Annotated in this window: 5 protein-coding genes and 2 rRNA genes (1 of these 7 running past the window's edge); 3 read left to right on the top strand and 4 right to left on the bottom strand. The window is 68.2% G+C overall.

Annotated elements, in window-relative coordinates; translation table 11 throughout:
- Nucleotides 1-2,234, top strand: a 23S ribosomal RNA gene (locus tag ACSU6Z_RS13755); it begins 887 nt to the left of the window's first position.
- Nucleotides 2,235-2,309: 75 nt separating this feature from the next.
- A 5S ribosomal RNA gene (gene rrf / locus ACSU6Z_RS13750) occupies nt 2,310-2,426 on the top strand.
- Between the two features lie 84 nt (nt 2,427-2,510).
- On the opposite strand, the gene ACSU6Z_RS13745 is transcribed toward rrf, so the two are convergent.
- Both ACSU6Z_RS13745 and ACSU6Z_RS13740 read right to left on the bottom strand, forming a co-directional pair.
- A complete protein-coding gene (locus tag ACSU6Z_RS13745; RefSeq protein ID WP_437045677.1) occupies nt 2,511-3,185 on the bottom strand; it encodes a response regulator in 675 nt (224 codons plus the stop codon).
- The gene (locus tag ACSU6Z_RS13740; RefSeq protein WP_437045675.1) at nt 3,182-4,462 is read right to left on the bottom strand and encodes a sensor histidine kinase; all 1,281 of its coding nucleotides are present in this window, start codon (nt 4,460-4,462) and stop codon (nt 3,182-3,184) included. Before ACSU6Z_RS13740 ends, ACSU6Z_RS13745 begins: the two co-directional genes overlap by 4 nt.
- Nucleotides 4,463-4,558: 96 nt before the next feature.
- On the opposite strand from ACSU6Z_RS13740, the gene ACSU6Z_RS13735 reads away from it, so the two are divergent.
- Nucleotides 4,559-5,107 carry a GNAT family N-acetyltransferase gene (locus ACSU6Z_RS13735; protein WP_437045674.1) on the top strand — a complete coding sequence of 183 codons (549 nt, stop codon included), beginning with the start codon at nt 4,559-4,561 and terminating at the stop codon, nt 5,105-5,107.
- 85 nt (nt 5,108-5,192) lie between these two features.
- Here ACSU6Z_RS13735 and ACSU6Z_RS13730 read toward each other — a convergent pair whose 3' ends face one another.
- Together ACSU6Z_RS13730 and ACSU6Z_RS13725 are read right to left on the bottom strand one after the other, a co-directional pair.
- Entirely contained in the window at nt 5,193-6,716 is a 1,524-nt protein-coding gene (locus tag ACSU6Z_RS13730; RefSeq protein ID WP_437045673.1) for a type VI secretion protein, read from the bottom strand.
- A gap of 21 nt (nt 6,717-6,737) precedes the next feature.
- Nucleotides 6,738-8,150, bottom strand: a complete 1,413-nt coding sequence (locus ACSU6Z_RS13725) for an ATP-binding protein (protein WP_437045671.1) — start codon at nt 8,148-8,150, stop codon at nt 6,738-6,740.

Genomic DNA, 8,150 nt, shown 5'->3' with positions numbered 1-8,150 from the left:
GCCAATCAAACTCCGTGATAGCTGGTTCTCCCCGAAATGCATTTAGGTGCAGCGTCGTGTGTTTCTTGCCGGAGGTAGAGCACTGGATAGGCGATGGGCCCTACCGGGTTACTGACCTTAGCCAAACTCCGAATGCCGGTAAGTGAGAGCGCGGCAGTGAGACTGTGGGGGATAAGCTCCATGGTCGAGAGGGAAACAGCCCAGAGCATCGACTAAGGCCCCTAAGCGTACGCTAAGTGGGAAAGGATGTGGAGTCGCAGAGACAACCAGGAGGTTGGCTTAGAAGCAGCCACCCTTGAAAGAGTGCGTAATAGCTCACTGGTCTAGTGATTCCGCGCCGACAATGTAGCGGGGCTCAAGCGTACCGCCGAAGTCGTGTCATTGCAGCATACGGGCCAACGCCTGCTGTGATGGGTAGGGGAGCGTCGTCTGCCGGGTGAAGCAGCACCGGAAGGTAGTTGTGGACGGTTGACGAGTGAGAATGCAGGCATGAGTAGCGATTCACACGTGAGAAACGTGTGCGCCGATTGACTAAGGGTTCCTGGGTCAAGCTGATCTGCCCAGGGTAAGTCGGGACCTAAGGCGAGGCCGACAGGCGTAGTCGATGGATAACCGGTTGATATTCCGGTACCCGCTGTGAAGCGTCAAACATCGAGCATCGTGATGCTAAGGCCGTGAAGCCGTTCCGGACCCTTCGGGGAAAGGAAAGTGGTGGAGCCGCCGGACCAAGCGGTTAGTAGGTGAGTGATGGGGTGACGCAGGAAGGTAGTCCATCCCGGGCGGTGGTTGTCCCGGGGTAAGGGTGTAGGACGTCAGGTAGGTAAATCCGCCTGGCATACAGTCTGAGACCTGATGCCGAGCCGATTGTGGTGAAGTGGATGATCCTATGCTGTCGAGAAAAGCCTCTAGCGAGTTTCATGGCGGCCCGTACCCTAAACCGACTCAGGTGGTCAGGTAGAGAATACCGAGGCGTTCGGGTGAACTATGGTTAAGGAACTCGGCAAAATGCCCCCGTAACTTCGGGAGAAGGGGGGCCACGTCTGGTGAAGGCACGTGCTGCTGGAGCTGGGTGTGGCCGCAGAGACCAGCGAGAAGCGACTGTTTACTAAAAACACAGGTCCGTGCGAAGCCGTAAGGCGATGTATACGGACTGACGCCTGCCCGGTGCTGGAACGTTAAGGGGACCGGTTAGCTTGGATTCGTCCAGGCGAAGCTGAGAACTTAAGCGCCAGTAAACGGCGGTGGTAACTATAACCATCCTAAGGTAGCGAAATTCCTTGTCGGGTAAGTTCCGACCTGCACGAATGGCGTAACGACTTCTCGACTGTCTCAACCATAGGCCCGGTGAAATTGCACTACGAGTAAAGATGCTCGTTTCGCGCAGCAGGACGGAAAGACCCCGGGACCTTTACTACAGTTTGATATTGGTGTTCGGTTCGGCTTGTGTAGGATAGCTGGGAGACTGTGAAGTTCCAACGCCAGTTGGGGTGGAGTCGTCGTTGAAATACCAGTCTGGTCGTGCTGGATGTCTAACCTGGGTCCGTGATCCGGATCAGGGACAGTGTCTGATGGGTAGTTTAACTGGGGCGGTTGCCTCCTAAAGGGTAACGGAGGCGCCCAAAGGTTCCCTCAGCCTGGTTGGTAATCAGGTGTTGAGTGTAAGTGCACAAGGGAGCTTGACTGTGAGACCGACGGGTCGAGCAGGGACGAAAGTCGGGACTAGTGATCCGGCGGTGGCTTGTGGAAGCGCCGTCGCTCAACGGATAAAAGGTACCCCGGGGATAACAGGCTGATCTTCCCCAAGAGTCCATATCGACGGGATGGTTTGGCACCTCGATGTCGGCTCGTCGCATCCTGGGGCTGGAGTCGGTCCCAAGGGTTGGGCTGTTCGCCCATTAAAGCGGTACGCGAGCTGGGTTTAGAACGTCGTGAGACAGTTCGGTCCCTATCCGCTGTGCGCGTAGGAGTCTTGAGAAGGGCTGTCCCTAGTACGAGAGGACCGGGACGGACGAACCTCTGGTGTGCCAGTTGTTCTGCCAAGGGCATGGCTGGTTGGCTACGTTCGGGAGGGATAACCGCTGAAAGCATCTAAGCGGGAAGCCTGCTTCGAGATGAGGACTCCCACCCACTTGATGGGGTAAGGCTCCCAGTAGACGACTGGGTTGATAGGCCGGATCTGGAAGCACCGTGAGGTGTGGAGGTGACCGGTACTAATAGGCCGAGGGCTTGTCCTCAGTTGCTCGCGTCCACTGTGTTGGTTCTGAAACCACGAACGGCCATTTTGCTGGTTGTTGTTTGTTTCATAGTGTTTCGGTGGTTATAGCGTAGGGGAAACGCCCGGTTACATTCCGAACCCGGAAGCTAAGCTCTACAGCGCCGATGGTACTGCAGGGGGGACCCTGTGGGAGAGTAGGACGCCGCCGAACAATTGTTGAGGAAAACCCCGCATCACATGATGCGGGGTTTTCCTCATTTCTGCCCCGGGTTGCTTTCGGGGCCTCAGGGGAGTTTCAGGAGGGCTTCACCAGTCCGGTGTCGTAGGCCAGGATGACCGCTTGGACGCGGTCCCGGGAACCGGTCTTGGCGAGGACGCGGCCCACGTGGGTCTTCACCGTCGATTCGGCGAGGTGGAGACGCTCGGCTATCTCGGTATTGGTCCAGCCCCGGCCGATGACCGTGAGGATCTCGCGTTCACGGTCCGTGAGGGAGGCCAGGCGGGGATCCGGGTCCGGGGCAAAGGCGGCGCCGGCGGCCCCTGTCGGCAAGTGGTGCACGTAGGCGTCCAGGAGCCGGCGGGTCAGGCTGGGGGCCACCACCGCGTCTCCCGAGGCCACCGCCCGGATGCCGGAGAGGAGTTCCTCCGGCTGGGCGTCCTTCACCAGGAAGCCCGAGGCGCCCGCCCGCAGACCGGCGTAGGCGTACTCGTCCAGGTCGAAGGTGGTCAGGATCAGGATGCGGGTGCGGTCGCCGGTCGCGACGATGCGGCGGGTCGCTCCGATGCCGTCGAGTCCGGGCATGCGGACGTCCATGAGGACCACATCGGGGTGGTGTTCCGCCGCCAGGCGGACGGCCTCACTGCCGTTGGACGCCTCGGCGAGCACGGTCAGGTCGTCCTGGCTCTCCAGGAGCATGCGGAAGCCGAGACGCTGAAGGGCGTGGTCGTCGGCGATCAGGACCGTCGTCACTGCGGGATTTCCTCCGGGAGATGAAGGTGGACGCGCCAGCCCCGGTCGGGGTGCGGACGAGGGCCGGCCTCGAGTGTGCCGCCGTACAGGGCGGTCCGCTCACGCATGCCGGGCAGGCCGCGGCCGCCGGAGGCGGTGGGCGCCGGGCCGCCGCGGCCGGTGTCGGTGACGGTGACGGTGACGGCGCCGTTCCCCCCGTACGCCAGGACGATCTCGGACGTGGCTTCGGGGCCCGCGTGCTTGAGGGTGTTGGTGAGGGCTTCCTGGACGACGCGGTACACGGTGAGCTGGCGGCCCGGGGGGAGGGACGCACGGCCGCGGACGGTCGTGCGGACCGGCAGACCGGCCTTGCGGACACCGCTGACGAGGTGGTCGAGATCCGCGAGGGTGGGTTGCGGGGCCCATTCGGCTTCCTCCCCCTCCTCCTCACGCAACACGTCCAGCAGGCGGCGGAGCTCTCCGAGGGCCTGGCGACTGGTGGTGCCGATGGCGTCGAGGGCCTGCGCGGCGCGTTCGGGGGACTTGGCGGCGGCGTAGCGGCCGCCGTCCGCGAGGCCCGTGATGACGGAGAGGTTGTGGCCGATGATGTCGTGCATCTCGCGGGCGATGCGGGCGCGTTCGGCGGCGGCGGCGAGCCGGGCCTGCTGGTCCCGTTCGATCTCCAGGCGGCGGGCACGGTCCTCCAGGGCCTCCGTGGAGGTGCGGCGGGTGCGGACGGTGATGCCGATGAGGGCCGCCACCGCGATGGACGTCAGCTGGAAGCCGACCTGCTGGTGCCAGGTTTCCTCACCGTAGCGGGCCACTGTCACGAGGACGGGGGCGGTCAGCAGGGGGACCACCCACCCCAGGGTGCGCAGGGGCAGGCGCAGAGTGATGTGGTGGACGAGGACGAGCTGGAGGAACGCGGCCTGGAGGACGGCGCCCGTCCAGGCGTTGACGAAGGCCGCGGGCGCCGTGGCGAGGAGGGCGGCCCGGGGGTGGCCGCGCCGCCAGAGGAGGGGAACGGAGAGGCCGAGGCTCAGGGCGAGGAGGAGCGCGTCCGGCACGCCCTGGTCGTGGGCGAGGGTGCGCCAGCCGCCGCCGTAGTAGTCGATGAGGGCGGCCGTCACCCAGAAACCGGTGAAGTGGACGTCCCACACCAGCGGGTGGCGCCGGTCGAAGGCGCGCAGCCGCCGCGTGACGCGGTGGAGGTAATCGGTGAGGGGCTCGGCCGCCCGTTCTTCCGCCACGGGCTCCATGGTGGCGTCCTCGTCGGTCGTGCGGAACGCGGTGCGCATGCCTCCGATGCTCGCGCGGACGGGCGCCGGGCGGCGTCGGGCCTCGGGTCGGAATATGAGGTGAGGGCGTCGTACCGCAGTACTACGGTGGCCCGCATGAGTGCCTCCGATCCCCGTGACTGGGCGGTCCGCGCGATACGCGCCGACGAATGGGCCGCCGTGAAGGCGATGCGGCTGACGGCGCTGCGGGACCCCCTCGCGCACCTCGCCTTCCTGGACACCTACGAAAGGGCCGTGGTCCGGCCGGAGTCCTACTGGCGGGAGCGGACGGCGGGGGCCGCGGAGGGGGCGGCCGGGGCTCGGCAGGTCGTCGCCGAGGTGCCGGGCGGGGCGTGGGCGGGGACGCTGACGGTGCTGATGGAGGAGGCCGGGGCGACGGACTGGGCGGGGCACCCCGTCGAGCGCCGTCAGGGGCACGTCGTCGGTGTGTACGTGCGACCGCAGTGGCGGGGGACGGGGGTGATCGGGGAGCTGTTCGACGCCGGGGTCGCGTGGGCGTGGGGGCGCGGTGCGGAGCGGGTGCGGCTGCTCGTGCACGAGGACAACGGCCGGGCGCAGGGCTGCTACCGGAAGCTGGGGTTCGTGCCGAGCGGGGTGACCGTGCCGGGGGAGAACGAGCTGGAGTTCGTGCTGGTGCGGGACTGATACGGGGTGCGCTCCGGCCAGGAGCTGCTCCGGCCGCGGGGTGAGCCGGCGGGGCGGTGCCCCGGGGCGGACGGTCCCCGGGGCGTCAGACCGGGAGTTCGGCGTGCGGCCAGCGGGCGCGGGCCTGTTCGCGGGACCGGAGCAGGACCATGGCCGGCAGGCCCTGGTCGTGGCCGGTGGCCAGCAGCTCGGGGAGCTGGGCGAGGGGAGCGACGGCGGCCACGTCGTCCAGGACGAGCGTCAGTGGTGGGTCGAGCCGACCGGAGGATGACCGTGCGGCCATGCGCCGGCCGTGCTCGACCACGTGTGAGACCAGGGCGGTCAGCAGGGGCATCGCGCCCGGGTTCGTCCTGGGGTCCTCGATGGATTCGCCTACCACGTAGAGGGTTCCCCCTTCGTGGACGAAGGAATCCAGGACGGCGGCATCGGTTCGGTGCGGGGTGCAGGACTCGCGGACGTTGACGGTGAAGAGGGCGGACAGGGCGCGGGTCGTCAGCTGCTGGGCCACGTCCCGGCGTTCGGGGTGGGCGGTGAGGGCCGCCTCGAGCTCGCCCGCGGCGCCGGGCGCGGCCTTCGGATGCGTGCGCAGGACGCGTACGGCGTCCTGGACCTGGGTGCCCTGGGACCAGCGGTGGACGTGGCGGACGGTGCGGCCGTCGACGGCGGCGGCGTGGAGGTAGCTGCGCAGGAGGATCTCCGCGGTGTCGCCGATCGCCTGGTCGATGCGGGCGGTGGGACGGACCGGGGTGAGGAGTGCCGCAGCGCGTGCCGTGGCCGTCGGCCGGTCCTCGCAGCCCGCCGTGGGGGACCAGTGGAGGCGGGCCGGGGTGTCGCACAGGTGGGTGGGGTCGTAGAGGAGGACCGGGCCGAGTTTGGCGCGGGCGTCCTTCGTGGCCTGCCACAGGGCGGGGTCGGAGGTGACGACGAGGGCGGGGCCCGCCGCGTCCAGGACGGCCTGCGCGGCGGCGGCCCGGCGGCTCTCCCCCGTGCCCAGGAGGACCTTCTCCCACCGGTCCGGCCGCTCGCCGGCCGAGGGGAAGGGGGTCGGCTCCAGGGCCGTCCTCGGGGTGGGGACCTCGTGGTGCGCCGGGGACGGTTCCGGCGGGACTCCGGCCCCGGCCTCGGGGTGGGCCGGGGCCGGGGGCTGTACCGGAACCGGCTGCGCGGGGGCCGTCTGCGCCGGGGGCGCCTGTGCCGGAGCCGTCTGCGCCGGGGGCGTTCCGGGGGCTGCGGCCGCCTCCTCCGTACGCCGCCGCAGCCGTACCGCGCGCCAGCGGGCCAGCGTCCCCATCACGAACACCGCCAGCACGAGCAGCACCATCAGCTGGCCGATGAGCAGGCCCCAGAACAGGCCGTACCCGGAGAGCTGGGAGGCGGGGGTGCCGGGCCAGGCGCCGGGGATGTCGTGGGGCTGTGCGACGAGGTGGCGCATGGCCAGGGGGGTGCGGGCGAAGGTGACGCCGCTGGGCCAGGAGCCGTGCGCGAACCAGCCGGCCAGGCCCGTCGACGTCCACACCAGCAGGGTCATGCCGAGGAGGAAGGCGAGTATGCCGACGAGCAGCCCGTCGGGGATGCCGCCCTGCTCACCGCGCCGGTCGTCCCGTCTCACGCTGCGCCGCCTCCCCCGCCCCTACGCCACCGTCGATTCGGACGAGTCGCCGACGTGCTGTTCCACGAAGGCCGCCGCCCGCTCCTCCGCCTCCAGCTCGGCGGCGCGCAGGGCGTCGTCGGCGAGGTCGGCGGAGGACTCGGTCATCGCGCGGTCGGTGAAGACCAGGGGGCGCTCGGTCTCGGTGACCAGGTGTTTGACGACCTGGACGTTGCCGTTGACGTCCCACACGGCGATGCCGGGGGTGAGGGTGGGGATGATCTCCACCGCCCACCTCGGCAGGCCCAGCACGCGGCCGGTGGCCCGTGCCTCGTCCGCCTTCTGCGCGTAGATCGTCCTGGTCGACGCCATCTTCAGGATCGCCGCCGCCTCCTTCGCCGCCGCGCCGTCGACGACGTCCGACAGGTGGTGGACGACGGCGACGAACGACAGGCCGAGCCGGCGCCCGAACTTCAGCAGCCGCTGGAACAGCTGCGCGACGAACGGGCTGTTGATGATGTGCCAGGCCTCTTCGACCAGGAAGATGCGCTTCTTGCGGTCGGGGCGGATCCAGGTGTGCTCCAGCCACACGCCGACGATCGCCATGAGGATCGGCATGGCGATGGAGTTGCGGTCGATGTGGGACAGGTCGAACACGATGAGCGGCGCGTCCAGGTCGATGCCGACCGTGGTGGGGCCGTCGAACATGCCGCGCAGGTCGCCGTCGACGAGGCGGTCCAGGACCAGCGCCACGTCCAGGCCCCAGGCCCGCACGTCGTCTATGGCGACGTTCATCGACTCGGCGGACTCCGGCTCGGGGTGCCGCAGCTGCTCGACGATGTCGGAGAGGACGGGCTGGCGTTCGACGATGGTCTCGTTGACGTAGGCGTGGGCGACCTTGAGGGCGAAGCCGGACCGCTCGTCGAGGCCGTGGCCCATCGCGACCTCGATGATGGTGCGCAGCAGGGCGAGCTGGCCCGTGGTCGTGATAGCCGGGTCGAGGGGGTTGAGGCGGATGCCGTGGTCCAGGGCGGCCATCGGGTCCAGCCGGATCGGCGTTATCCCCAGCTCCTGCGCGATGAGGTTCCACTCGCCGACGCCGTCCTCGCCCTGGGCGTCGAGGACGACGACCTGGCGGTCGCGGAAGCGGAGCTGGCGCAGGACGTACGTCTTCTCCAGCGCCGACTTGCCGTTGCCGGATTCGCCGAGGACCAGCCAGTGCGGCGCCGGGAGCTGCTGGCCGTAGAGCTGGAACGGGTCGTAGATGTAGCCCTTCCCGGAGTACACCTCGCGGCCGATGATGACGCCGGAGTCGCCGAGGCCGGGCGCGGCGGTCGGCAGGTAGACCGCCTGCGCCTGGCCCGTGGACGTGCGCACCGGGAGCCGGGTGGTCTCGACCTTGCCGAAGAGGAAGGACGTGAAGGCGTCGGTGATGACGGACAGCGGGTCCCGCAT

Origin of the sequence: Streptomyces sp. enrichment culture, assembly GCF_964273145.1 — a bacterium.
Taxonomy (GTDB): Bacteria; Actinomycetota; Actinomycetes; order Streptomycetales; family Streptomycetaceae; genus Streptomyces.
The sequence above is the reverse complement of the archived record's forward strand: the minus strand, read 5'-3'. Positions and strand labels throughout refer to the sequence as shown.

Bases quoted from the DNA above. Each gene is read 5' to 3' on its own strand.
- ACSU6Z_RS13725 (WP_437045671.1), bottom strand. From the start codon at position 8,150: ATGCGGGACCCGCTGTCCGTCATCACCGACGCCTTCACGTCCTTCCTC.
- ACSU6Z_RS13735 (WP_437045674.1), top strand. From the start codon at position 4,559: ATGAGTGCCTCCGATCCCCGTGACTGGGCGGTCCGCGCGATACGCGCC.
- ACSU6Z_RS13740 (WP_437045675.1), bottom strand. From the start codon at position 4,462: ATGCGCACCGCGTTCCGCACGACCGACGAGGACGCCACCATGGAGCCC.